Origin of the sequence: Cohnella sp. (assembly GCF_041640265.1) — a bacterium.
Taxonomy (GTDB): Bacteria; Bacillota; Bacilli; order Paenibacillales; family Paenibacillaceae; genus Cohnella.
Genome location: NZ_JBEQAP010000003.1, coordinates 1 through 26358 on the forward strand (window position 1 = coordinate 1; position 26358 = coordinate 26358).

General features: G+C 46.0%; 19 protein-coding genes. 2 read left to right on the forward strand and 17 right to left on the reverse strand.

The genetic code is table 11. The features are described 5' to 3' along the window. Nucleotides 1-201 (reverse strand): hypothetical protein (locus ACESLK_RS03255; protein ID WP_372662767.1); only part of this gene is annotated, 201 nt, incomplete at its 3' end. Nucleotides 202-480: 279 nt separating this feature from the next. Here ACESLK_RS03255 and ACESLK_RS03260 point away from each other — a divergent pair. Beyond that, nucleotides 481-1380 carry an AraC family transcriptional regulator gene (locus ACESLK_RS03260; protein ID WP_372662173.1) on the forward strand — a complete coding sequence of 300 codons (900 nt, stop codon included), beginning with the start codon at nucleotides 481-483 and terminating at the stop codon, nucleotides 1378-1380. A gap of 209 nt (nucleotides 1381-1589) precedes the next feature. On the opposite strand, the gene ACESLK_RS03265 is transcribed toward ACESLK_RS03260, so the two are convergent. The 6 genes from ACESLK_RS03265 to ACESLK_RS03290 form a co-directional block, all read right to left on the reverse strand. Continuing rightward, nucleotides 1590-2585 (reverse strand): PfkB family carbohydrate kinase, encoded by a 996-nt coding sequence (locus ACESLK_RS03265; RefSeq protein WP_372662176.1) that lies wholly within the window; start codon nucleotides 2583-2585, stop codon nucleotides 1590-1592. After that, nucleotides 2578-4092 (reverse strand): glycoside hydrolase family 32 protein, encoded by a 1515-nt coding sequence (locus ACESLK_RS03270; protein ID WP_372662179.1) that lies wholly within the window; start codon nucleotides 4090-4092, stop codon nucleotides 2578-2580. The genes ACESLK_RS03265 and ACESLK_RS03270 overlap by 8 nt, the downstream gene beginning before the upstream one ends. A 1-nt stretch (nucleotide 4093) precedes the next feature. Then, nucleotides 4094-5458, reverse strand: coding sequence for a DUF2961 domain-containing protein (locus ACESLK_RS03275; RefSeq protein ID WP_372662182.1), 1365 nt, complete (start codon nucleotides 5456-5458; stop codon nucleotides 4094-4096). A 107-nt stretch (nucleotides 5459-5565) separates the two neighbouring features. Continuing rightward, a complete protein-coding gene (locus ACESLK_RS03280; RefSeq protein ID WP_372662185.1) occupies nucleotides 5566-6426 on the reverse strand; it encodes a carbohydrate ABC transporter permease in 861 nt (286 codons plus the stop codon). Between the two features lie 13 nt (nucleotides 6427-6439). Then, a complete protein-coding gene (locus tag ACESLK_RS03285; protein WP_372662188.1) occupies nucleotides 6440-7315 on the reverse strand; it encodes a carbohydrate ABC transporter permease in 876 nt (291 codons plus the stop codon). A 128-nt stretch (nucleotides 7316-7443) separates the two neighbouring features. Beyond that, a complete protein-coding gene (locus tag ACESLK_RS03290; protein WP_372662191.1) occupies nucleotides 7444-8760 on the reverse strand; it encodes an ABC transporter substrate-binding protein in 1317 nt (438 codons plus the stop codon). Between the two features lie 272 nt (nucleotides 8761-9032). Here ACESLK_RS03290 and ACESLK_RS03295 point away from each other — a divergent pair, with 272 nt between their 5' ends. After that, on the forward strand, nucleotides 9033-9920 hold the full coding sequence (locus tag ACESLK_RS03295; protein ID WP_372662194.1) for an AraC family transcriptional regulator: 888 nt from the start codon (nucleotides 9033-9035) through the stop codon (nucleotides 9918-9920). A gap of 65 nt (nucleotides 9921-9985) precedes the next feature. On the opposite strand, the gene ACESLK_RS03300 is transcribed toward ACESLK_RS03295, so the two are convergent. The 10 genes from ACESLK_RS03300 to ACESLK_RS03345 form a co-directional block, all read right to left on the reverse strand. Beyond that, nucleotides 9986-11464, reverse strand: a complete 1479-nt coding sequence (locus ACESLK_RS03300) for a glycoside hydrolase family 32 protein (RefSeq protein WP_372662197.1) — start codon at nucleotides 11462-11464, stop codon at nucleotides 9986-9988. A 96-nt stretch (nucleotides 11465-11560) separates the two neighbouring features. Further along, nucleotides 11561-12901, reverse strand: coding sequence for an ABC transporter substrate-binding protein (locus tag ACESLK_RS03305; protein ID WP_372662200.1), 1341 nt, complete (start codon nucleotides 12899-12901; stop codon nucleotides 11561-11563). Between the two features lie 121 nt (nucleotides 12902-13022). Further along, nucleotides 13023-13982: a carbohydrate ABC transporter permease gene (locus ACESLK_RS03310; protein ID WP_372662203.1), complete on the reverse strand. Its 960-nt coding sequence runs from the start codon at nucleotides 13980-13982 to the stop codon at nucleotides 13023-13025. 19 nt (nucleotides 13983-14001) lie between these two features. Beyond that, a complete protein-coding gene (locus ACESLK_RS03315; protein ID WP_372662206.1) occupies nucleotides 14002-14904 on the reverse strand; it encodes a carbohydrate ABC transporter permease in 903 nt (300 codons plus the stop codon). A gap of 11 nt (nucleotides 14905-14915) precedes the next feature. Further along, a complete protein-coding gene (locus ACESLK_RS03320; protein ID WP_372662209.1) occupies nucleotides 14916-17156 on the reverse strand; it encodes a DUF5696 domain-containing protein in 2241 nt (746 codons plus the stop codon). A 27-nt stretch (nucleotides 17157-17183) separates the two neighbouring features. Then, nucleotides 17184-19274: a YIP1 family protein gene (locus ACESLK_RS03325; RefSeq protein ID WP_372662212.1), complete on the reverse strand. Its 2091-nt coding sequence runs from the start codon at nucleotides 19272-19274 to the stop codon at nucleotides 17184-17186. Nucleotides 19275-19285: 11 nt separating this feature from the next. Continuing rightward, the gene (locus tag ACESLK_RS03330) at nucleotides 19286-20158 is read right to left on the reverse strand and encodes a carbohydrate ABC transporter permease (protein WP_372662215.1); all 873 of its coding nucleotides are present in this window, start codon (nucleotides 20156-20158) and stop codon (nucleotides 19286-19288) included. Between the two features lie 17 nt (nucleotides 20159-20175). Beyond that, a complete protein-coding gene (locus ACESLK_RS03335) occupies nucleotides 20176-21075 on the reverse strand; it encodes a carbohydrate ABC transporter permease (RefSeq protein WP_372662218.1) in 900 nt (299 codons plus the stop codon). Next, nucleotides 21072-23933: an extracellular solute-binding protein gene (locus tag ACESLK_RS03340; protein ID WP_372662222.1), complete on the reverse strand. Its 2862-nt coding sequence runs from the start codon at nucleotides 23931-23933 to the stop codon at nucleotides 21072-21074. Before ACESLK_RS03340 ends, ACESLK_RS03335 begins: the two co-directional genes overlap by 4 nt. 110 nt (nucleotides 23934-24043) lie before the next feature. Further along, a complete protein-coding gene (locus ACESLK_RS03345) occupies nucleotides 24044-25897 on the reverse strand; it encodes a GH32 C-terminal domain-containing protein (RefSeq protein ID WP_372662225.1) in 1854 nt (617 codons plus the stop codon). Between the last annotated feature and the right edge of the window lie 461 nt (nucleotides 25898-26358).

A 26358-nucleotide genomic window follows, 5' to 3' on the forward strand; every position in this document is an offset into this window, starting at 1 on the left:
ATCAGTGTCCGTTTGCCTACTTTTAATATCTGCTATAATGCTATTGATTACCTCACCAATATCCTCATACGGATTACCGACAGGCCACTCTGTTACGTCGTAATAATTTTTACTAGCCATAAATAACCCCCATGTCCCTTCTCCGCGCATTTTGAAGCCGAATTCCTCCGCGTGGCAATTTTTCAGATTGAATTCCGCCACAATCTCTAAACTATCCCCTTTTCCCGGCCTATTGGATGAATGATCGGACCCTTGTCATCTTTACTCGAGCCTACCGTTTTGTTGCCAAACGTTCATGTCCTGTTCCTCCTGTAATTTCATGACAGCATTGCTTTTCTTATCAATAATTTCGGATCAGTGGAAGCGCTTCACTCACCACATGTATATGTTATAATACATTTATGGATTTGTATTTAGGAAGGATTATTGATTATTTGTCATATATTGCTTTGAAAAATATTCAGAAGGGAAAGACCTGATATGAACATTCAACAATTATCGCCGTACATCCGGATAGCAATGGATAGTTATATCCCATTCCCTTGGTATTTAGAGGAGAGAGTTTTATTTGACTATGAGTTACTTTACGTTAAGGAAGGCAGAATACAAGTAACCATCGAGAATGATGTTTTTATCGGAGAACCGGGGGACCTCTTTCTTTTTCGTCCAAAGCAACGACACTCTATTAGAAAGTTAGGAACAGAATTAGTACGACAACCTCATTTGCATTTTGATTTGTTCTATCAGGAGGATAGTCCGGATGTGAAGGTTTCCTTTAAAAAACTTGAAGATATGACTACGGATGAAATGAAATGGTTTCGAAACGACGATCTTGACCAAATTATCCCTCAGATTTCCAGTCACATTCGGTTAAGGAATACCTTGGTTATCGAAAGAATGATCTTTGAAATCATAAAAGAATTTCAAATGACGTTACCCTTTTATGAAATGAATATAAAAGGACTGTTTTTGCAATTATTGAATGTACTTTTACGTGAAAACTACTGGAACTGTAATCCACATCTAGTAACCAATATGGGAGAAATGGAGCAGCTGCGGATCTACTTGAAACACAATATCGACCGAAAGGTAACCTTAGATGAACTTTCCAAAATTTCGGGAATTAGCAAATACTATATGATTTCATTATTCAAACAAACATTCGGGATGAGCCCAATCCAATATCATCTTTTACAAAGAATAGAAAAGGCGAAGGAACTGATTCAGTTCACTAATGACCCGTTTATGCACATTGCCGAAAGTATCGGCTTTCCGGATATTCATTCCTTTAGTAAAGCCTTTAAAAAAATAGATGGGGTTAATCCTTCCTTTTATCGTAAAAAGAAAATCCATAAACATAAACATGAACATGAAGATTAGAACTATTCATTGTATTCACCTGGAGAGCCTATCAGGAGGATGGTCTTAATTTCACGAATTAAGGGTATCGTTTGGGGGTATTTTTCCAGGTGTTTTGGGGTAAATGAGGATTGTTGATGAAGATGACGGGGCTCAATTCCGCGAAATAAAGTGACAAAAGCCAGCCTCTTTCGGCTGGCTTTTGTCACTTTATTTTAATTATGATCCTTCTAAGATCCATTAAGCAAATTCTCTACTTCTTGCAGATTCGGTAATGAAGGAATCGCTCCCTTGCGCTGCGTTGCCAAAGCACCTGCCGCATTGGCGAACCGAACGCAGTCACGGATTTCACGTTCCGTCAGCGTACTAATGCGATCCGATGAGTCCAATAATTGATAGAGTATGGCACCAAGGAATGCATCTCCTGCACCGGTCGTATCCACAGATCTCACAACGAAACCGGGCACAGTCCCTATGTAATTATGCACGTTATAATAACATCCTTTACTTCCAAGCGTTACGAATACAGCCGGTATTTTATAACGATCGCTAAGCCATCGGCAGCCTTCCTCCAAATCATGGCACTCCGACAGGAAATACAATTCCTCTTCCGATACCTTCAACACGTCGGCAAACCGTAATCCTTCGGAAATAACGATTTTGGCGAGTTCTAACGACGGCCAAAGTGATTCCCGTAAATTAGGATCATAGGATATGAGCTTGCCCCGTCGTTTTGCGTGTTCCACAGCTCGAAGCGTTACCGATCTAGAAGGTTCCTCCGTCATGGAAACCGAACCGAAGTGAAAAATCTCGGCATTTCCAATAAGTTCGAAGTTCACTTCATCTTCTCTAAGAGTCAAGTCGGCACCGGGTTTGCGGTAAAAACTGAATTGACGGTCTCCGTCCTCCGCGATATGCACGAATGCAAGTGTTGTGTTCACCTCATCGGAAAACACTAATCCTTTGGTTTCTATCAGATTCTGCTCCAATGTATGTTGAAGGAAGTCTCCGAACTGATCGTTCCCCACTTTACCGATAAACGCCGTTTTTTTGCCGAATCGAGACAACGCTGCGAGTACATTAGCCGGAGCGCCGCCTGGATTTCGCTCGAAGAGGGTGTTTCCTTGTGCAGAGATTCCATGGGGAGTGAAGTCAATCAACAACTCACCGATTGCGACGACATCGTAAATGGAGCTCACTCCTTCTTTCTGGTCAAATTTAACCATTAATTTCTCTTGATAATTCCCAGATCTCTAGCGATTCAACTTCGATGGAATCATCAGCGGTGTACACATGCATACACCTATCATCCGGATTCGGATACATATTTAACGTCATTGCGGTAGTATAATTTTCCGTTAATAATTCAATATTGCTTGAATCTACAAAGAGATGCAGAGTCAATTGTTCACCATCGGATGAATGGAGGTGTACTGAACATACCCCTTTGCTCCAACCGTCCGATTGGCTTCGGTCGATACACAATTGTTTGGATTCCGGGTTGTACTCGATAACCGTTTGCCTCGCCCCGTCTTCGGAACCCTTCAGCACCAAACCGAATCTTGTCGCAGCCGTATCACGAAGACGGAAGGAAATGATCATTTCAAGAGGCATTCCTGCGAAGTCCGGCAAAGCTTCAGGTTCTCCAGGTTTCACGCAGAATGGTCCATCCGTTTGATAGTGACGATTACGAAGTGTCTTCATCTCTTCAACTGGCTTGAAGGATAATAAACCCTGGGCATTCAATTCTACAACGCGCGGGATCGACATCGAACCGCACCACTCTGTCACGGAAGGAGGTGAGTAATCGTTGAACCAAGGCATCCAATCCCATGAATTCAACCAGGCAATGATAATCCTTCGTCCTGATGCGTCCAAGAACGATTGGGGTCCGTAGAAGTCGAAACCGATATCTGTGTCACCCATTTTATCCCAAGTAAATTTCCCTGTAATATAATCCATATCTCCGACCAAGTAGATCGTTTTCTTGTCGCCCATTCCCATCGGTGATAGCATTAGCACGTATTTGTCACCGACTGGGAAAAAATCAGGACATTCCCACATATAGCCGAGCGTTCCGTCGCTTTCGGCCATTACCCCGACATAATCCCATTTGCGCAAATCAGGAGAACGGTATAACAAGGCTTTGCCAATTCCATCTCTGCCAGAGCCTAAGACCATGTACCAGACACCTTCAACCTTCCACACTTTGGGATCGCGGAAGTCGGAAGAGCCTTCTTCTGGAGGAACGGTAATGACAGGGTTGCCCGCATATTTCTCAAATGTGATTCCATCCTGGCTAGTCGCCAAGCATTGCGTTTGACATAGCACTCCGTCACGAATGACCGTTCCTGTGTACAATAGTGATAGAACGCCATTATCGTCGACAGCGCTGCCAGAGTAGCATCCTCCACGCTCATGAAGGTCGTATTCCTCGCTCGGCGCCAGCGCAATGGGTAAGTGCTCCCAGTTCACTAAATCCTTACTCTTCGCATGTCCCCAATGCATGGAACCCCAACGATTGCCGTAAGGATAATACTGATAAAACAAATGGTACTCGTCGTTGAAATGAATGAGCCCGTTCGGATCGTTAATCCAATTAGCCCGAGCCGTAAAGTGGATTTGCGGTCTAAGAGGATCATGTATCCCTTCCCTCACTGCAAGTTCAACAGATCGCTCCGCTCTAGCTATTGCAGCTCGGTGCGCGTTTAAACCAACTGTTTCATAGGTCATATTATTTATTCTCTCCTGACAGGAATGCGCTGCGGACTTGTTTGCTCAAATCAATATTCCCTTGAGAATGACCCGGCGTTCTATCTAATTTCTTCTGGAGTTCGGCTTGGCGTCCTTCGGAATACTTCTTCATCCGGTCCTCTGCTTCTTGGAACGATTTCTTCATTTCGTTATTTAACGCCTGTGGAGCAGGTTGTGCTATCGGACTGATTACCTTCGGCATTAATTGGATCCGCTCTTCGACAGGAAGAATGCTGAACGGCTTGGATGGCAGCGTCTGATACCAATAAGCGGTGGAAGCCCAGTCGTCGGACAAATGGTTCGCGTGACCATGCTCCATTGTTACTTTCAAGCTCTTAGAGAAATAAACCGGGTCGGTTATGTGAAAGCGATAGGAAACCTGGTAGCCGGGAACATCAGATTCATGAACGATTGAACCCGCGAACGGGAACGCGACTTTTTGCATTCCCCATGCATGGTTGAAGTAATCTTCGCTGCCGGTGCCGACGATGCTCGGCATCTCCTCGCCGTCGATGAAGAACATATCGTCGCCTTCCCCCCACCAGCTGCCTTGGAAATGCGTCACCGAAAGATTGCACCCGATATAGTGGCCCTTTCCTTCTGCTTCGAGAAACACATAGTTGTCTGCTCCGTCCAAGTTCATGACTGAGTTAACTTCCGGTGTGTTTACCTGCAATCCGGAACCCCAGCCCTCGCAGGAATTCTCACGGCGCCACTGGGCATGGAAGTATGCAGTCTCTTCACCATGCGGCTTTCTATATAGTTCATAGTCAATATGAAAGTACAATCCGAACGGAACATCGTTTTCGTTGACAATTTCAATACGCGCTCTCTTGTTAAATGGCATTGGCAGGTAGCAATTCACAGAAGCCACTCCGCCGAATTTAAATTGTTCTTCGGGTTTTACAGAAACGGAAAAAGGCAGAGAAGAGAAACTGGCCGGCATGGAGTGGCCGATACAGAAAAAATCGCCAAGGGGAACAAGAACGCTCGGATGAGCCTGATCATCCCAAGTCATCTTGATCAATACCTTACGGTACCATGCAGGATCTGGGATTTCCCACGTAACACCTAGTGCATTATGGATTTCGTTCACCGGTGCGATATGCGCGCCAAGATGAGAGTCGATTACGCTCGGACCCAAGACGCGTCTGCAGAATGAAGTCATCCAAATATGCGTAATGCTGCCTGGACCTTCTATGTCACCTAAGACGATTGACTCTCCTGCCGGAATCATCCAGTAGTCTTGGTTTCCACCAGCTTGATCCCAGCTTGAAGCGCGGGCAGTGCGGACATCCTTGATTTGAGTCAATTGGTTAAGAAAGTTAGCTGAGTAATTAGACACGTTGTCATCCCCTTTGAATATATAAGCTTATTTCAATTTGAATATAACAAGCTCTGATGGAACAGTATTTAGCTAAAATGATTACTGATTTGTCACATCTTGCCCATCTAGCCTTTAACTGCACCTGCCGTCATTCCGTCGATGATGTATTTCTGGAAGAAGGCGAAGAATATCAGTTGAGGAATGATAAATAGAGTGCTCGCAGCAATCGTTCCGCCATAATCAATGCTGAATTGTCCTTTGAACTGTGAAACTCCCAGCGCAATGGTGTTCATAGTTTTATCGTTCAATAGAGTAACCGCGAAAGGATACTCATTCCACATGAACAGTACGTTGAAAATAAATACAGTAGTTACGACTGGTATAGTTATCGGAAAGACAACGTGCCTGCACAAAGCGTATAATCCCGTGCCGTCAATGATACCGGCTTCTTCGATTTCCTTCGGAACTCCCCGGAAAAACCCGAAAAACACCAATGTATTGAATGAAATCGCCGTCGCAATATAAGGAAGAATAAGTGACAAGTGTGTGTTCAAAATATTCATTTCAATGGTCATTCGATAGACCGGAAACAACAATATGAATGGCGGTATAGCCAATCCGAACAGCAGGTTAGTGTAAATGAAGTTTCTTAATCGTTCGGATTTAAATACCAATCTAGCGAGAGCGTAAGAACTCATGAAGGTAAACAACACTTCGAAAAAAATCGAGCAAATAACTATAATAAATGTGTTTTTATACAAGCTTCCAACCGGAAGAGTATTCCAAGCGCGCATATAATTCTCGAAGGTCCATGAACCTGCGAAGGAAAACGGATTATTCAGAATAATATTGTTCGTCCGAAACGACAGAAGAACCATCCAGATGAGCGGAATCATCATTAGGAGAGTAATGATATAGATAGCGATATAATGCCCGGTCCTGCCCCATTTGCTTGAAACTTCCGCTTTAGCAGCAACAGTTTTCATTGATATCCCCCCTTTATTCATTGATGCTCTTCTTGCTCATGTACAAATACGAAATCGAAAATAGGATCGTAAGCAGGAAGGTAACAACGGCAAGTGACATACCATACCCATATTGTCCATTCGAAAAAGTCATGTTGTACATGTAAGTAACTAGTGTTTCCGAAAGGTGGTTTGGCCCGCCGCCAGTCAATTGGATGACGATTTCAAATATTTTAAATACACCCGTAATGATGAGAACAACACTTATTTTTACGGATTCACCGAGCATGGGAATCGTAATCAGTCGCATTTGCTGCCATGGGGTAGCTCCGTCGATCGAACTCGATTCATAAACGTCCTTAGGAATCATTTTGAGTCCTGCTAGAAAGATTGTCATAATGAACCCGAGCGTTTGCCAGGAATGCACAATTCCTATCGAGTAGGGTGACAGTGTTTTCCCTCCGATCCATGGAAGGGCAAGCTGGCCCATCCCGATCTTGTTCAGCAAAGTATTGATAAATCCCAGGTGGGGGTCAAGAACAAATACGAAGATCAATCCTACCAAGATCGGGGCGATGATCATCGGTGAAAAGTTCAGTGCTTTTAGCGTGGTCACGCCTTTGATAGGCTTGTTTAAAAGCGTTGCCGCAAGAAAAGCGAGCGGTAACAAGAACAGAATCTCAACACCGAGGATGATAAGAGTGTTTTTTAAGGAGATCCAGAAATACTTATCATGATACAACCGCTCAAAGTTCTGCACACCGATAAATTTGGGCTTCCCAATTCCGGAGAACTTCGTCAGGCTGTAATAAAACGAAATAATGATCGGCATGTAGACGTATATGGCATACAGTAATACGGTCGGCAGAAGCATCAGAAAGATGTTTCTTTTCTTGCTGAGCCATATCATGAGGCATCTTTCCTTTCCGTTATCTTGCTGAACAAAGGACAAGCTCTGCCGGAAGATAGTCTTCCGGCAGACCTTCCGTCCACAATTGTTTATTGGTTGGCTAACGCTTCGTCGATATTGCGAGCTGCCTACTCCGGCGTGAAAATTCCATTAATCACACCATAAATACTGTCGTTCAAGGCGTTGCCGATAGCTTCCGGTACCGCCAGATCCGGCTGGTTCGGCGAACCCTCCCACGAAGTGTCCTGAATTTGTTTCAAGACCTCTCCGAAAGCTGGATTTGAGGAAGTATCCAATTGTCCCTTATAGGCGAGGGCAGGCATAGATTGATTGTCAAGGGTAATTTTTGCACCTTCCTGGCTGTACCAGAACTTAAAGAAGCGCATTACCGCATCGTACTTGGCCTGATCGTCCTGCAATTTCGCGTTAGCTACCAGTGGAGCCGTCGCCACAACGACACGCTGCTTCTGATTGCCTGCACCGTCGCTGAAGGTCGGTCCCCAAGACCAGCCTGCATCAATTCCAGCTTTATCCGCCTTGGTTGCTTCCCACACCCCTGCATCCAACATGGCCGCTTTGCCGTTCATAAACATTTCCACTGCTTGAAAGTAGTTCATCGTGGATACGTTTGAAGGGAAAGCTCCCGACTTAGTCAATTCCTCGAGTTTACCGAAAAATTTTACGAAATCCGGGTTGTAGAATTTCTCTTGCTTGTCCATGATAGCGTCGATTTTATTAAAGTATCCGAAACGATTAAGCATTCCCTGCATTGCCCACGTACTGAATGCATCTTTGCCGCCCTTGGAGATCGTCACGACGTCGTTCTGCTTGAAGGTCTTGACCGCAGCAAGCAATTCATCATAGGTTTCTGGAATTTTGACCTTATATTTCGTAAAGATCTCCTTGTTATACCAGAAGCCAGTGACGAGAGATTGGTACGGCAAACCATATTGAACGTCGTCTTTTTGAAAGTTTTTTAGCATGTTTGGGAAGATCGCTGTCGCTTCCTCTGGATTTTTGTCCAGAAAATCCTTCAAATTAAGCAGAAGGCCGGCATCTTGCATCTCCAGTGCAGGTCCCGGAAGTATCCAAAAGATGTCGGGCAAGGAACCAGATTGCGTCGCTGCTTTCATTTTTTTGATATGCTCAGCAGTATCGGCTCCCTGAATATCGACTTTCACGTCGGGATTTTGCTTCATGAACTCTTGAATAACATTGTAAGCAGCTGGCTCTTGATCAGCCGGGTTGGCTACATGAATGCCAAAACTCAGCGTCACGGGTTCCTTGTTGGAAGCTGGGGGACTGCTTGCACTTTCCGTTTCACTTACAGCCGAACTCGTGTTAGCGCTTTCATTCCCGTTAATATTTGAACCCGAGTTTTTCGAGCCGCAAGCAGTCACTGCCAACAGCATGATTACCAGTACAAAAGTCAACATTTTTTTCATTTCCCATTTTCCCCCTTAGATTATCTTCAGTTGGTTCAGCATCTTATTTCGATATTTTACACGAAAACGTTTTTCTGAACCATAATTTCATTTTAAGGCACGTTCATTAAATATGATTTAGCGTTTATTGCACTGAATTTATCACATATTGATATTTTCGAGTCTTTTAGATAATCAACCTATCGCTCCTTGATAGTTTCAAAAAAATCTGACAAGATGAGTATGATAAAAGGTGCTCTCATTCGATGAATCAGAGGGGTGGACGATAGGCTATGATCTTCGATAACTTTTCACCTTATATTAGGGTCGCTATGGATAACACGGTATTGGGACCCTGGTTTATCGCGGAGAGGGTATTGTTCGACTACGAATTGCTGTACATCATGGAAGGCCGTATTATCGTTACAGTAGAAGACGAAACTTACGATGGAAAACCAGGGGACATCTTCCTCTTTAGTCCGAAACAGCGCCATTCACTCCGAAAAATCGGTTCAGATACATTACGACAGCCTCATTTACATTTCGACTTTTACTATCAAGATGACAGTCCCCTCGTAGGAGTATCTTTCAAAGACCTGCAACACATCACCGAGGAGGAATCACATTACTTCCGCCAGAATATTATGGAGCAAATGCCGGTTAAGCTTTCAACCCATTTACGGTTGCAGCAGCCTGGTGTCATTGAGCGAATGTTGTTCGATATTATTAATGAATTTGAAATGAAACTGCCGTTTTACGAAGTAAAAGCCAAAGGACTGTTCATCGATCTATGGGTTCAGTTGCTGCGTGAAAACATCTGGCATCAGAATCCGCTTCTGATTTCCAATCTACAAATGCTGAACCGTGTAAAGGAGTATATCAAGGTCAACTTCTATACAAAGATATCATTGGACGAACTTTCCTCCAGATTCAATTTCAGCAAGTCATATCTCGTTCGATTGTTTACCCATACATTTGGAATGAGCCCCATCCAATATCATCAATTGATACGGATTGAAAAAGCGCGTGAGATGATACAATTTACCGATGAACCGCTTACGTCGATTGCCGACAAAATCGGTTACACGAGCATTCATTCTTTTAGCCGGATTTTCAAAAAAATCGATGGCGTCAGTCCTTCTTACTATCGGAGAAACGAAGCGAAAGACGAGTCAACATAGCAATGTCAATTCTCTCTCCAATATATGTAAAAGGACCCTCCCACTCTGAGAGAATCCCTTTGTTGCTACCAGATAGAATCCAACTCCCATACGTCCAAAGACTGCAATACAGCATTCCCCTTCCGTGAGAACAAGTGGATGCCCAAACTAGGAGAATCAGGATAAATCCGATTCGTTATCGTTTTGACGCCCTCATTAGCAAATAACTCCAACGACGATTTATCTATGAATAGATGCAGCTTCAAGCTCCCATTGCCCATCGGTTCAAGGGAAGCCTCGCTAATCCCTCCATCGCCAGAACCGGAATGGTTCCGATCAACGAGGAGCTTCTTCTCCGAAGCTTGGTAGCATACTTCCGTATATTCTAAGTTATCTTGGGAGCACCGCACCCGAATACCGAATTCCGCATCAGTGTTAGATTCGTTCACTTCAAAAACCGCGATCATTTCCAATGAATCCCCTTGGATATCGGGAAGCGATAGAATGGAATCAGCTAGTATCACCTGCGGCGCAACAATATAATGATTTCGTCTCAAAGCCATTAACTCCGCAACGGGCTCCATTCGGATCGTCCCGTCGTTCAGGGCCTTCACTTCTCGCGGAATCGTCATGGCTCCCATCCAGCGATCTTCCTTCTCTGGCATCGAGCTGCCCCAAATGTTCATCCAGCCGATCAAGATTCGTCTTCCTTGATCATCGAGAAGAGTCTGCGGCGCGTAGAAGTCGAAGCCATAATCGAGCCGCTCGGCATATTCGGCCTGTAATACTCCGGAGCTGTAATCGAACATTCCTGAGAGGTACATCGTCTTGGTCTCTCCCATATTCATTGGAGAGATGATAAGTACATGCCTATCCCCATCACCCAAAGGGAACAAATCCGGACATTCCCACATGTTCCCCATGGTGCCGTCGCTCTCTGCCGCAACCGAGACGTAATTCCATTTCCACAAGTCAGCAGATTGATAGAACAGAGCTTTTCCCTTTCCATCTTTACCGTAGCCGATAACCATGTTCCAAATATCTCCGTGCTTCCAAACCTTCGGATCACGAAAGCCGAAGCCGCCATCCTCCGGCGGACTATCTATAACAGGGTTAAACGCTGCCTTTTCGAAGTGTATACCATCCTCGCTAGTCGCCAAACACTGAACCTCTTCCGGCGACTTCCCGTCAACATGTCCTGTGTAAATAAGTATAAATGTTCCATCTTGCTCGGCGGCACTGCCGGACCAGCATCCTCCACCCGTTCCGTCCTCAACGAAGTCATAAGGCTCAGAAGGAGCAAGAGCAATCGGTAGATGCTCCCAACTTATCAAATCCGCACTCTTGGCATGACCCCAGTACATCGGACCCTGCTTGGGTGCATACGGATAATGTTGATAAAACACATGATACTCACCGTTCCTATAGATAAGTCCATTCGGATCATTCATCCAACCGATCGGCGGCATCAGATGATATTGAAGCCTGTAACGATCTTCCGTGATTGTGAGTGCAGGATTCGTAAGAGCCTTATTCGCTAATGTGACTCTCTCTTGATGCTTCATTATTATTCACCGTTCCCAAATAGATTTAATAGGAAAGACCGAATCGATGATAACCGATACGGTCCTTCCTGAACAGGCATTTACAAACGCTAATATTTATTGTGTAAGGGTGATCTTAATGCCTTCTTCCAGCAGGTTTTTAGCATTCGCAGCAAAAGTTCCTACTGGTGTTCCATCCTTGATTCCCGTTAATGCCGCACCGTTGGCATCCCAATATTTCTCAACGCCTATTGGCGTAAACAGGATATTTCCGGCTAATTTGTTTATGAGATCCACTTTTTCCTGGCCAAAGTTTTTAACATTCGATTCGGTTGCGACTTTCATTTCATTGATCGAGAGCATCTTAATAAAAGCTCCGGCACCTTCAGGATTCTTAGAGGCTGTAGGAATTGCCCATCCAGACAGTCCGCCTGGTCCGGCATCCTGCGTACCCTTCGGTCCTGTTGGAACCGGTACGAAATCGATCTCGTAATCGCCTTTGAAGACAGTGAATCCAGCAAGGCCGTATTCAGCCGTCATAGCCTGTTTGCCATTCTTGAATTCGCCGATGAAGTAATCGCCTTCTTTGTCTTTATCGATGAATTTGTCTTTCAGAAGAGCGTCTTGGGCGAATTGCATCGCTTCCTTAACGTTTTCGGATTCGTAATTGGTTGAAATGCTGCCGTCGTCATTATAAGACATCAATGTTTTTCCGTTCGAGCCTACATAGAGAGGATATCCGGCATCCCACCATCCGAAGCCGAATTGATCGTTTTTGCCGTCGCCATCCGTATCTGCCGTCAATTGCTTCGCAACTTCACGGAAGGAATCCCAATTCCAATTCCCCTCTTTATAGTACTCTGACGGCGTTTTCACACCATTGTTCATGAACATGGTCTTATTGTAGTAGATGACGATAGGTGCAGCCGAAGTTCCGACAGCATACGGCTTGCCGCCAAATGAGAATGTTTGCGTTACTGCGCCGTTCCACATCGGATCGGAAAGATCAACATATTGGTCGATCGGCTGCACGATCTTCTTCAGTGGATACACAGGGAAGTTCTGGTCGTTCGCCTGAGCGACGTCCACTTGATCTCCTGCATTAACCATAGAGATCAATGTAGGCTTCTGATCGCCCCACGGTACAGCAATTACCGTAACTTTACCTCCGGTAGCTTCCTCGAATTGAGGAATCGTTTCCCAAATTGCATCATAGGCGTTAGGGTTTCCCGCCTTTATCTCATCGTATTGCTCTTTCGATGTATGATACAGAATCGTGATGTTTCCATCTACCTTAGGCTCCTCTGATGGGGACGTCTCCGTCGACGCCGCTGCACTGCTTGCCGATGCGTTACTTGCCGATGGTGAGCTTTCAGACTTGTTTCCACCGCAACCAGCGATCAATAGCGTAAAAGTTAACAAAAGTACTGTAATCATTCCGAATTTTTTATTTTTCATGAACATGTTCCTCCTCAAAATATAGTGCGTATAAAGCGAATGAAAGCAAGACTCCCTTGAACCTTTTCAAGCATGAACACTTGCGGAACCTGGAAGGCATCGCCTCCTTTCACATGACTAATTACTTAATGCCCATATGCTCTACGCTGTCCGTAAAAAACCTTTGAGTAATCAAATACAAAATCACTAAGGGCAATATCGATAGAAGGGCCCCCGCTTGAATTCGTGTAATGACCACAAGCGGATCGCTGATCGTCTGCACATTAACGACCGATTGTAAATCCACCCGAAGCGAGGACAAAGCAATGGCGAAGTTTTTCTTCAGATTGCCTAAGAATAAATTGGACATATAATATTCGTTCCAATGCCAGACAAACGAGAAGAGAAATACGGTCATGATCGCATTCTTAGCATTGGGCAGCATGATCGAGAAGAACGTCTTAAAAGGACCATAGCCGTCGACATAAGCTGCATCCTCCAGTTCTTTGGGCATGCCCATGAAAAACTGACGGAAGATGAAAATATAAAGTCCGGACCGCAGACCCATCGCTAACAAGGACGGGAGATAGAAGGAAGAGTATTTGCCGATCAGACTGATGGAGTCCTCTCCACCCGTCAGAGCGGATATGATTTTCATCAGCCCGAAGGCATCGAAATATTTCATATCCGCATATAACGGTAAAATGATCGTTTGGACAGGCACCACAAGCGTCAAGATAACGAGCATGAACAGAACCTTCGAGAACGGAAACTGGAACCGTGCGAAGCCATAAGCAACAAAGGCGCAGGATAACACATCGAGCAATCCGCAGCCGACACCAATGTAGATGCTGTTTGTAAACGCGTCCCAGAAATCCATAACCCGAAGCGTATCTGTAAAGTTCTGCAGCGTTAATGTTTTGGGTATCCATATAACGCTCGGATCCATCGCTTCCTCTGGGCGTCGAAGCGCCATGCTGAGCATATACAACAAAGGATACAATAGCTGATAAGCTAGAACGCCCAGGACAGTAATCCGAATTAAGCTCACAGCTCTGGTACGAATACGCTTGCTCCATTTTCTCAGTATCAAAGAATTCAAGACGGTTCACCGCTTTCATTTAATCCTGCAGATTGACGATCTGCTTCTTGAGAAGCATGTAAGCAGCTCCGAGAAAAAGAGCGATTGCCAAGCAATACAACCACGAAAGCGCGCTGCTATAGCCGAATCGGACCTGAGAGAAGGCCGTGTTATAAATCATGAGGATGACACCGTTGCCATAATCGGTAAAAGTATCGATTATCGTATAAATGACATTAAGCAGCATGATCGGCATCAACATCGGCAGCGTAATTTTCCAGAACTGTTCCCACGGTCTCGCCCCTTCAACGGATGAAGCTTCGTATAAGTCACCTGGAATGGCGTGTAATCCGGCAAGGAAGAGCAGCACCTGGACACCCGATCGCCAGGTAAGATCGAATATCCGCGCAATAACGTTATTGAACACTTCAATTAATTGCGGTCCAAATCCAAGCTCGTTCAGCACGTTGTTAATTCCTGCGCCTCCGAATAAATATACACTCTCGACGCCCCCCCGCATTCCCTCAGAGAACACGTCTTCCTTCAAGATCTGCATCAAAACGCCGGAAGCAATAATGACCGGCAGGAAGGAAATCGCGCGCATAAATCCTCTTCCTCTAAACTTGTTTTTCAGGAGCACCGCCACGAATAGGCTGTACACAAGGATTAAAGGAACGCCGTAAAACATATTAACAAAGGAGTTGACCGCTTCGCGGATGAACGCCGGGTCCTTGAAGATGGCGTAATTAAAGTTCTCCCACCCCACATATGTCCCCTTAAGCCCGTCAGCTGTGAGTTCCATGTTATGAAACGAATACTTGAGCGAGGTGAGGAGCGGCCCGGCAAAAAAGAGAATGAACCCGAGAACCCATGGGAGTACGAACAGAAATCCGTATAGCTGTTTTTTCTTCGTGTAAGGCATGGCCTGAAGTCTATTGAACATCTGATTCCCTCCTATCGCACCCGGTAACCGTTCGACTCGATTTGCTCATCATCCACCGTCACTGCCTTCTCCGAATAATTGACCACGATGGACTTGCCGCTGGAAAAGGTCGTGCGGTACACTCCATCGCTAATCTTCTCGTGCTCGGTAATCGGTAGCCCTAGGACCGGAAGAATGGCTTGGTTAATTTCCTTGTATTGAGCTGTCATATCCTCGAACCAAAGATTGAAGTCTCCGCTATATAAGCTGTCGAATTCCGTACCGATTAGAAGGCTGCTGTTACTTGCTATGAACTTGTACGTCGGAAAGGTCCCCGTTTCCAACAGCTTTAAGAGATATGTCCGATTATTTCCCGCAAGATTGATCGGTTCTCCGAATGCCGGGAGCAAGCCGCTTACCGCGATACTGTAGAAAGGAATCTGTTCATCCTCTATGTCGAAACGGCTTGAAAATAGCGGTACGCTCGTTAAGCTCTCGGCACTCGGGAACGTGTATGCATTCGCGTGATCGAAGGATAATCCCTCAATCCGGGTGGCCGCCAGCTTCAAGCTATCCTCCCATATCTGACCGGTTTCGTTCTTAGTCAGCGTTTGACGGCGGAAATCGGAATAGACCAGTGAACCAATGCTCTGCAATGCTGCTCGTTTTAAACCTGTATCTTCTGCGGATTCACTAAACCGATCCACCGCTTCTTTAACGGATTCCGGCTTAAGCAGGTACCAAGGCTTCACTTCTTTGTTCTTGGTTCCGCTGCTGGCTAAAAACTCATATTTCAGTGTTGGTGCACGACTGATGTTCTTCGCCGCGTCGAAAAATTTGTTAAACCCATTCCCGTTTTTATAGAAGCTCACGGGATCGACAACGGGATAGAAAGCTATTCCTTTCTGCTCCATTTCCTGAACCAAGGAACGAAATGCTTTGTCGCCTCCCAGCTTTCTCTCCGCATTTGGCGAGACGGTGACCTGATCCTTCATCCCTCCCGACATCCATCCTTCGTAGCGGATGCTAAGGTTCTTAATTCCGTTGTCATTCAACCGATCCGCGACCATCCCGAGATCGCCCAAGGTAGTCAACGCTTCGACCGTACGATAGGGAATGCCTAGGAATGTGTCCCTCTTCTTGATGCCGCCTAGAAATTCAAGCATCAGAGGAGCCTGAACGGATGACTTCCAGTTAAAAGGTACAACTCCCTGATCTTCAGTCAAATATGTGCGATAACGTTCTGCCATTCCCGCATAATCGGCTTTCCCCTCGTTTAGGAAATAATATCTGATCTCGAAGGGCCGATTCCCTGCTAAAGACTGAGAGGCACGTACGACCAATTTCTCACTGGGGCTTCCAGCCATTAGAATATTGGTTTCGAATTCTGTCATATTGAGATAACTCGAGACGGAGTTATACTGATTGTTTTTCCGGCTTACCTCTGCTTTAATTCCAGCTTGATAAGCACCTTGATGTATGACGGCCAACACTGCATGATCATTTCTCTTCAGCCCGAATACCGGCAGCCGAATGTCTTCCTTTAACCCGTTCAGCTCTGGCCTATCGATCGCTTGATCTCCGCCGTAAACCCTCTCATCATAGCTTTTATATATGCTTTTGTTGTTATTGAACCGGATTAAAGCTCCACTTCCATCCGGCACAAACAGGTAACCTTCGTCCAGGATACTGCCTGCTCCAAAGAATGGCAGCAGGTTAATATTCACAAGACGGTATTTGTCCTTCTGTTCAATGCGGTCTGTCGCGATCGTTGCCGAAAAAACGTCATCCTTGAGGCTGTAGAGAACGGGAATCGTAAATCCTGCTTTCGGAAATTCGAAGGTCACTTCGACACCGTTGTCGATCTGCTTCCAGGTGAAGGCTTTTTCCTGAATGCTTCCCAAAAAATTATTCAACTGAAAAGGTTTGTTTAGCGGATCCACATAATCCAAAAGCAATTGGGCATTCAAATCCTGCTTCTTGATACCCTTAGCTATCGTATCGTTAGCTCTGTCCATCGGATTGCTCGACCATAGGACCCCCGATGACAAATCCGTCACGATAATTTCCGCCGTTTGCGGATTGAAACCCAGCGTCAATTGCTCTGTTTTTCCCGCTAGTACGAGCTGTCCATTTAATTCATACCCTGCTGTGCCTGAAGCTTGAGGGGCTTCGGCCTTCTGAGCCTTCATGGTATCGGTATGGACAATACCTAATGAAGCTATCACAACCGCCGTAACAGTTAGAATCGTAAACACCCATCTTACTTTCATACTTCTCCCCCCTTATCTCTATGGGACTTATAACCGGAACAACAGTTCATTGTAAATCGTCGAAAGGAACACATAGGCTTGTTGAAACAGCGTATAGAATAGAACCGCTAGAAAGACGACTATTCCCATTGCGACAAATGTTAATGCGACTGATCTAACGGTTCTCACGAATCCGTAATCATGCACGGTGAGCAAACCTATCAACATTAGAATGGCGCTCCATATCATAGAGATCACGATGATATAGTCTAGGAATATACCTTCCTCTCCCACTAACACGTTGCTGAGCGAGGTCACCAGAATGAGGGCAGCAATATACGGAATAAGAGAATAGGCACTAATGATGCCGATTTCCGCAGCTTTCCCCTCGCCTTCCATCCAGGTGGCCACAGCCCAATTGCATGCGACCCAGAGCAGGTAAAGAATGATCGTTTTAGCGGCGATCAACAGAATGTTCAAGTCGTTCAGGTTATGTTCATTGAAAATAAAGCCTGTATTCTGACGATGCATAATACTTGCGATAAAGAATAAGAGAATGATCACTCCGGCGATGACGACCGAGCCCTTTCCCTCCTCTTTGACCGCATAGTAGCCGTCAAAAGGATGTAAAAGGCAGCGGAACGGATTTACCCTCTTACGAAACACAACCGGCAGCTTAAGCGTATTGTCGCGTCGTCTGGATCGGGTCGCATAGCGGTAGCCCTTGAACCCGTAATATCCGAACAAAGCACAGCCTAGAAGCGTCATGATAAGCGGCATATTACCGCGTACCGACTGAATCCTTACTTGGGTATAAGTCTCGGAATATCCGTCGCGGTCAGCGCCCAGCCGATAATAAAGGAGAGCCTCATCGTATTTCCCCGCGTTTTCCAGTGCTTTAGCTATCCCGATATACGTAGCATCGTTGTTGGAATTTCGCTTGGCTACCGATCGCCAAAGATCTGCGGCTTCCTCGTATGAGCCTTGCTTGTAGAGTACGGTTGCGTCATGAACCAGCTTGCCATACTCAGTCAGGACGAAACGAGTAATGTTGCGTTTGCCCGAATCCAGCACGAGCAAGCTGTTGCCCAGATAAGCCACTGCGGTCGGCTGAAGGAACGTTCCTTGCTGATTGCCCAGGGCTCCGAACACCGTAACGGGATTACCCTCCATGTCATATTCGAATACTCGTCCTCTCGTACGGTCCAATCCTGCAATGAACCCTTCTCCATTCAGTGCGAGGTCCACAAAAGATGTATCCTGTTTGACACCTTGTTTAATCGTAATTTCCTTGTCCCCGAAGTCGCTGCCTCCATTCTCGGTGACCAATACATTGTTGCCGAGCGGATTCAGCTTTTTGATTTCTTCCCGCGAGTTCTGGGAAATGATTGTTGTCGTATACACGAACCCGTCAGGACCGATTTCCAAATTGGAGTATTCGATCGGCAGAAGCTTAGCCATCCCGGCGCGCTGCTCCTTGGACAAGATCTTCTTCCAGAAGGTTTCCAGTACGACATAAGGCGTTACTTCCACCTTATTGCTTCCGAAATAACTTAGAAATTCACCTTCTGAATCAAACTGCATCAACCCGAAAAACTGTCCTTCCGATAATACGTAGATACGTTCGGCTTCATCAGCAGCAACCTTGATCGGCTTGAATTGGAAGTCTTTCGCGATGAGCGGGTGATTCGGTTGTTCAATGACAAGCTCAATTTCCTTCTGCTGATTCACGCGCAGCACTCGGCCTTCATCGGCCACATACAGGGTGCCGGCTTTTGTGACATAAATGCCAGTTGGATGCTTTAACACCACCGTTTTACCGTTCAAGCTCAATTCGTTGATCACGTCAACCTTCCGGAATTGCTTGTCCAGGATGACAATTCGGCTATTACCCGAGTCGGCAATATAGATGAGATCGTTGTTAACGAACATGTCTTGTGGTTCATTGAAGTGTTCCGCGCCTGCCTCCGCTCCCGTGTAAGTCTTATCCGGCAGATAACCATTGGGTGATCCTTTGGACTGTCCCCATTCGTCATACACATAAGCTCGATAAGGTGCTTCTGCCATCGCCGTATAAGGAACGGCTGATAGAATCATGAAGATAAGTGCGGTTATTGCAATTCGTATTTTGTTCTTCATGGCTCCTCCGATCACTTAATTCCGGCAAAGGTCATCGTTTCAACGACTTTTCGCTGGAGCAGGATAAACAATAAGATAGGCGGCAGCATCAGGATAACGGAAGCCGCTGAACCCGCACCTGCTCTCAGGATTGGATCACCTTTAGGAACGATTTGGTCCAGCGCGGCACGCAGTACCTTCAGCGATTCTCCGAATACCAAATCCGCTTGGGTAAAATTCCACATTTGCGTGAATTGAAACAAAATGACAGTCATAAGGGCTGGAGTAGCGTTCGGAAGGATAATCTTAAAGAAAGTCCGAAACTCGCTAGCCCCGTCGATCCTTGCTGCCTCTAAGATCGCATCCGGCAGCTGTTCGATAAATTGCTTCATTAGGAATAATCCGAGTGATACACCGATACCTGGAAAGATCAGCGCGGCATAAGTGTTTAACAGCTTCGTTTCACTCAGGATAACGAACAGCGGCATGAAGGTTACGGCAGGTACGAACATCAATCCCATTACGATGATGGAAAATAGCACATTCTTGCCCGGAAAATGGTGTTTGGCAAGCGGATAGGCTGCCATGGATGCGAACAGGGCATGAAATATGGTTCCCACTGTGGCTACGAACAAAGTATTGAACAGATAGCGGGAGAGGGGCACCCACATGGTCGATGCCAACTGATACAATTCCAAGTAGCTGTCCAGCGTAGGCCTGGCTACAGAAAACTTAGGCGGAAATTGAAACAACTCGTCTACCGGCTTGATGGAGTTGATAAAGGTGTAGATTAACGGCAGTGCCGATAACACGGCTAGCAATCCTATGAAAGCAAACATGAGAGCATTCCCGGTATAGGAGCGGCGCGCTTTTACTCCTGCTTTTGTTCTGAGTGCGGACAGCAATCGCTTACCTCCTTTCGTTACGACCCTACTTTATGAAGCAGCTTGGTGGTCAATCGGCTGGAAAAAATCATCATGACGAACAAGACAACGGAGATCGCCGACGTGTACCCCAATTCGTAACGAATGTTCAGATAATCCCGAAGATGGGTGACCATCGTTTCGGCGGCATAATCCGTGCTCGGGAAACCGGCCAGCTCGATCGAAACATCAGCCACGCTGAATGCGGCGACAATCTGCATGACGGCTCCGAACACCAGCTGCGGCACCATGGAAGGCAGCGTAATATACCATAGCTCCTGAAAGCGATTTTTGATTCCGTCCATAACGCCTGCTTCATACATGCTCTTATCGATGGTTTGCAGACCGGCGATGAAAGCAAGAAAGCTGATCCCTAAGCTCAACCAGAGCTGGACAAGGATCAAAACCCACATGACGTACTTGGGGTCAAGCAACCACGCGATGGGATCTTCGATAAATCCCAGATTGATCAGGAATGAATTCACATATCCGTATTCGTCCGGGCTGAAAAACTGGAACCACATCGGATAGATAGACGGAGCTGCGATAGCCGGAATATAGAAGATCGTCGTGGCGATCGACCGCAGGGTACGCGGCATATCGTTGATCATCCAAGCCACGAGAAAGCTAAGCATGTACCCGATCGGTCCGGTAATAAAAGCGAAAAGCAACGTATTCTTAACCGCAATAATGAACACATCGTCATCCAAAAACATACGGATATAGTTGTGCCACCCAATAAATCGCGGTGCCTCGACCATACTGAAATAGGTAAATCCGAGAATGATTGCGATCACGACAGGTAGAATGGTAAATGCCAAGAAGAATATCATATAGGGAGTCATTAGCAGGTAACTCTCTTTATTCTTCCTAATGGCTGTTATTAGCGAGCCCCTCATGGTTCCACCCCAAATTCAAACCGTTTCCGTTTTATTTCTTCATTGATCTGTTTGTTCCATAAATTCAGGCTTTCCCTTGGGTTTTTCCATTGGAATATAACCCCGCGGAACGCATTGTCGATGCTTCGTGTTGTATAATAGCTTCCTGGAAGCTCCGGTATTTCTTGTACCTCTCTCCATTGGTCGAGCAGAATGCTTTGTTCCGCCGCTCCCCACTTGCTTCTCTTGAACGCTTCCAGATTGGCCGGCGTTTTACGTCCGATCTTCCCCGTCTCGTTCTCCAGCTCCCTTGCAAACTGGCTTTGAATTTCCGGAGAGTTCCACCATTGCATAAATTCCCATGCCGACTCCTGATCCTTAGCGTCTTTCAGCATGATCGCTGAAGTACCCGTTGCAGCGGAGATCCGCTTAATTGATCCATCAGCCTGCTTAACGCCCGGTATCGATACCATCTTCCAATTGCCGGAAATTTCCGGTGCCGCAACTGACAATACGTTGAATAATTTGTAGGAGGCAATAACGACTGGCATTTCTCCTGTCCGAAACCGGAAATAATCACTCTTATAGAGGGGATAATCGTAAAGCTTGTAGAAATCCGTCCATTGCTCGAACGCTTGATAGGCTTTAGGATCATTCAGCCTGGTTGCGTCATGCTTGTCGTTGTATAGACTGACCCCATTCTGCATGAGCAGGGTCGGAAATAAATTCAATGTCCCAATGCCCCGGTCTTTCAATTGATTGGCATCTAAATTCTCATAAGGTAAACCCACCTGAAGGTTCTTGTTCTGAAGATCAGGTGCGATCTTCATCAGATCCTCCCAGGTTTCTGGCGGCTCTAGACCGAGATCCTTGAGAACATCTTCACGGTAATACATCATGAAAAATTCTTGTTCGTCCGGAACAGCGTACGTATGTCCTTCGTATTCATAAGGTTCAAAAGCCGAAGGCATGTATTGTTTTTTCATAGTATCGAAGCCACTGAGACCGTCGAGCGGACTTAACGCTCCCCTGATCGCTAAATCCATCGCTTCCCCGCGGCGGGTAAACAGATTGATATCCGGTCCTTTACCGGCCATCACTCCTACCACAAGCGCGTTCCTAACTAAATTAACATCGACGTTAATGCCTGAATTCGGCGTAAAAGATTCATCTACCATTCGCTTGACCACATAGGCTTGGTCACGACCGAGACCAAGCCAAACGTTGATGGATTTGCCTTCCCCATCTGTTACATCCGCGCCGAGGCTGTCATAGTTCTCAAAGAAGGAACCGGTGAACGCCCGGATTTCATGAATGCTTTTCTGAACAAGGGGCGCATCCTCCTTCGGACGCTCTGCTTGCTCGCCAGCTACATAGATATAGTCCAACTCAAGCGGCTGATATCGGGTATTAATAATCCAGTCAGCCAATGCGGTAACGTTATTGATATAGCTCTCGAGCTTTTTGGGAATCGTATCAGGACGGTCAATGAAGCCTTCCAATTGTCTTGAGACCTGCAATAAGCTGCGTGAGCCTTGGTTTTGCCGTCCGGTGAGCAGCTCCAATTGTTCGGAGCGTTCTTTCATCTCTTTGGCTAACGTTTCCAAGGCCGGAATCAAATCCGGTATGCTCTTTTGGATCTCATAATCCCGATAAGGGTCAGGTCTGACTCCCGTAATCATGATAATCTTCCGGTAAACATCGTTGAGCTGGAAAACATGATCTTGAACGGATTTCAGGAATGGCGCCATCTGGCCGAGTGTTACTTCCATCTTCAGCTCATGAGTTCCCTTGGTAAGGTAGAACAAGTAAGGCTCGCCCGTTTCCTCACCCAGCTCCTTGACGCTCCAACCCGACTGGTTGTCAAACCGGACATCGCTCATTTCCTGGAATGGAATTTTTCCATCCACATACACTTTCCGACTAGTGAAGGATCCCTTTAGTTTGTTTTGACGGTAACGAACACCAATTTTGTACGCCCCGTCTCTCGGGACATCCAGCTTCCATGAAATCCACTGACCCGCGATGTCCCAGTTATACGCGCCGATAGTATTCACTCGGATCTTGGTAGGATGATAGGGAGCGGTAAGCGGACTTGACCGATCCACCGTTGGGAACAGACCTGCATCTGATTTCAAATACGCGCGCTCTGCCTGTATACTCGTGATAAATGAGTCCGTAGTGCTGGATTGGGGTGCGGCGTCTATACCCTCACGATATTTATCGTAGGCTACAAGCTCCTTCGGTTTCGTAAGCCGCAAATAATCGATCAATGCTGCTTCCCGGACATTTTGTAATCGAACAACATGCTTGCCTTTTTTCAAATCCAGCAGTAATGTCGTACCCAGCAGGTCATCCTGGCGAGACACCTTTGTTTCCAGCCAGATCTCGGCTTCCAATTGCTTAGGTCGCAAGTCATTCCCGTTGCTTCGTTTCAGAGGCCCCGCTTCATCTTGCCACGCTCTATTCAAGCTGAAGGGCACATTATTGTCAGATAGCTCTTTACCGTCGACCGATATCATAAACTCGATATCCTGACCATTCCCCTCCAGGGGGAAATAACCTATCGACAGCTCATATTGCGCATCTTCTGGCACCCTCACTTCCCATTCGGCAGCCTGACCTTCTCTCCATTCGAACACTTGCTTCCGTCCTTGCCCTTCGGGCAGCAGGTCTGCAGAGGAATTGTTCTCTGTCAACCCTTCCAAGGTCTTGATCACAATTCCGTCTTCTGCTGTGACAACATCTTCAACCGTATATTCCATTACAGCCTCTACTGCGGCTTGTTCACGAAAGGTAAGCACTACCGTTGTAAATAGGAGAACCATCGTGATCAGGAAGCCAAATGTTGTCCATAGCCATATCCATTTCTTCCTCACTGTTGACCTCCGAATTGCGACATTTATTAGTTAGATCATATCAATTACCGCTCCGAACAGATTTCACTTTCATTGGACAGTAACATGCAATATGATCAGTGGTTTGAATCTCATTCAATAAAAACATTCAGAGAGAAGAAGATGGATTCGTCCTCACTCATCGCTTTGATTTCCGCCTTTCCCTCTTTGATTCCAGTTACCCTTGCTGAGGTGTCACCATCAGCCTTCACGGTTACTAAGGAGTCATCGCTCGACACCCATTTGACCTCTTGCTTCGCTCCATACGGGATGACGGAGGCTTCAAGCTCTGTCTCCTCGTTTTTTTTCAAATGGAGAATAGGCTGGTTCACCAATATACGCAGCGGTTTGCTGCTATTAGGATCCTCGTCTCGCCAAATCGAACGCATCGGATAATAGATCGCTTTATTTAGAGTGACCGCGCCCTCCGCGAACAGCTCTAATTCATCGCTTGTTGAATCAGGAAAGATAATGTTCGTAAGAACGGCTTCCCCATCGTTGCCGAACACTTCAACGGTGGTATCATCAACAAATATGCGGAGCTTGATTATGCCATCTCGGGTCTGCAGAGGAGCGGGTATTTGCTCTGCGAAGTTTTCCTCAAAGTCGCTATTGCCTGAGTTTAGACGGTCGAGTATAAGCAACTGGGATTTCGGTTCATAACGGATGATCGTTTCTTGATCGCTTCCTTTCAGGACCTTGATACCGAAAGCATTCTCAGACTCCACGGCAAACTCTAATTCCATTTCAAAGGAAGTTCCTCTTATTCCAGCCATTGGATTAGTACCGCCAGTAGTCAAGGTCTGCTTTTTAAGCTTTTGCGGTTTACCTCTCAATGCTTCCAGCTCTACAATAGGCTCTTGGATTAATCGAATCCCTTCCTCTGGAATATCCCTCAACTTAAGCTCACGAGGGATGGACATATTCCCTTTCCATGTTCCGGTAGGCATAGAGAAGGGATATCGCCAATTGGACATCCAACCGAGCCAGATTCTACGGCCATCTTCCGTAGGGATATCCGAGTAAGAAACGGCTGCATAGAAGTCTTTTCCATAGTCCGACCATAGAGTGACAGCTGGCTTATTGTCATTCTGGAAGGTTTTTCCATCGAAGGAGCCAATAAAATATTGAGCCTTGGAGCCTTTAGTGGCAGTGTTGTTCCCAATACTCACGGTAAGCACCCATTTCTTCTCCTTAGTGCCCTCGATTGGCAGCTCAAATAAATCCGGACATTCCCATACCGCTGCATGGGAGCCATGACCCAAGCCAAACTCTCCCGTCATCTCCCATTTCTTCAAATCCGGCGAGTTATAGAACCAAACCTTCTGATCGACAGACACCACCATAACCCAGGTTTGCGTGGGTTCATGCCAGATGACTTTGGGATCTCGGAAATCCTTCACCCTAGGATTAGGAATAACGGGGTTCCCTTCATACTTGGTCCACGTCCGTCCTTTATCAGAGCTATAGGCAATGCTTTGCGACTGCAAGCCATTCTTGAAATGTGTAAATATCGCTACCAATCCGGGCTTTCCTTTGAAGAACCCGCTCGTATTCTTCCAATCGACCACAGCGCTCCCGGACCATATATCGCCTAGCTCGTCTTTAGTGATGGCAAGCGGAAGATGCTCCCAATGAATCAAGTTTTTACTGACCGCGTGTCCCCACTGGCCGCTGTTTTGGTAAAACTGATGATATTCCCCTTCGAAATACACCATCCCGTTAGGATCACTCATATTCCCCGTCTCCGGGGACAAATGGAATTGAGGCCGGTATTTCTCCGTGTAATAACTGGGGTCCGAGCTATACTCTGCGTGCGACATTATCGCCATCTGATCTGTTCCCTCCTGATTGTTCTTCTCAAACATCAAATATCCGACTGTAAAAATGAGCAGCAACATAACGGTTATTATTGGAATCTTGAATTGCTTGAACGATTTACTCATTAATTCAAACCTCCAGCAAAATGTTGTTATTCTGTGATTTTATCGAACGGGCTGCTGAAAAGATTTCATTATCATTGGTTTCATGTTTCTAATCTTCTCGCAGTTTGTGTTGTACATTTGCCAATCTGGGCATTTCGTCTTGTCCGTTATCGTTCGCTGCCGCCATAATCAGAGACTTCGTGCGTCCATCGTTAACTCAACCTGTATATACTGCAGGTCCTATTCGTGATTAGAGACAACCCGGCCTCCCAACCTGTAAAACCAACAGTTCTTTAAGGCTTTTTAGAGCAAACGGAGGCTTTGAGCCGAAAACTCATGTACATAATGCAGGTGGATGAATCTAAAAAGTGAAAAAGCCGAGATCAACCTGCACAAAATGCAGGTTAGAGCCGACTTTTTGCGTTTGGCGCTCTCATTGCTGCATTTTGCGACAATGGTAGCACGCTTCTTGGCTTTGGCGG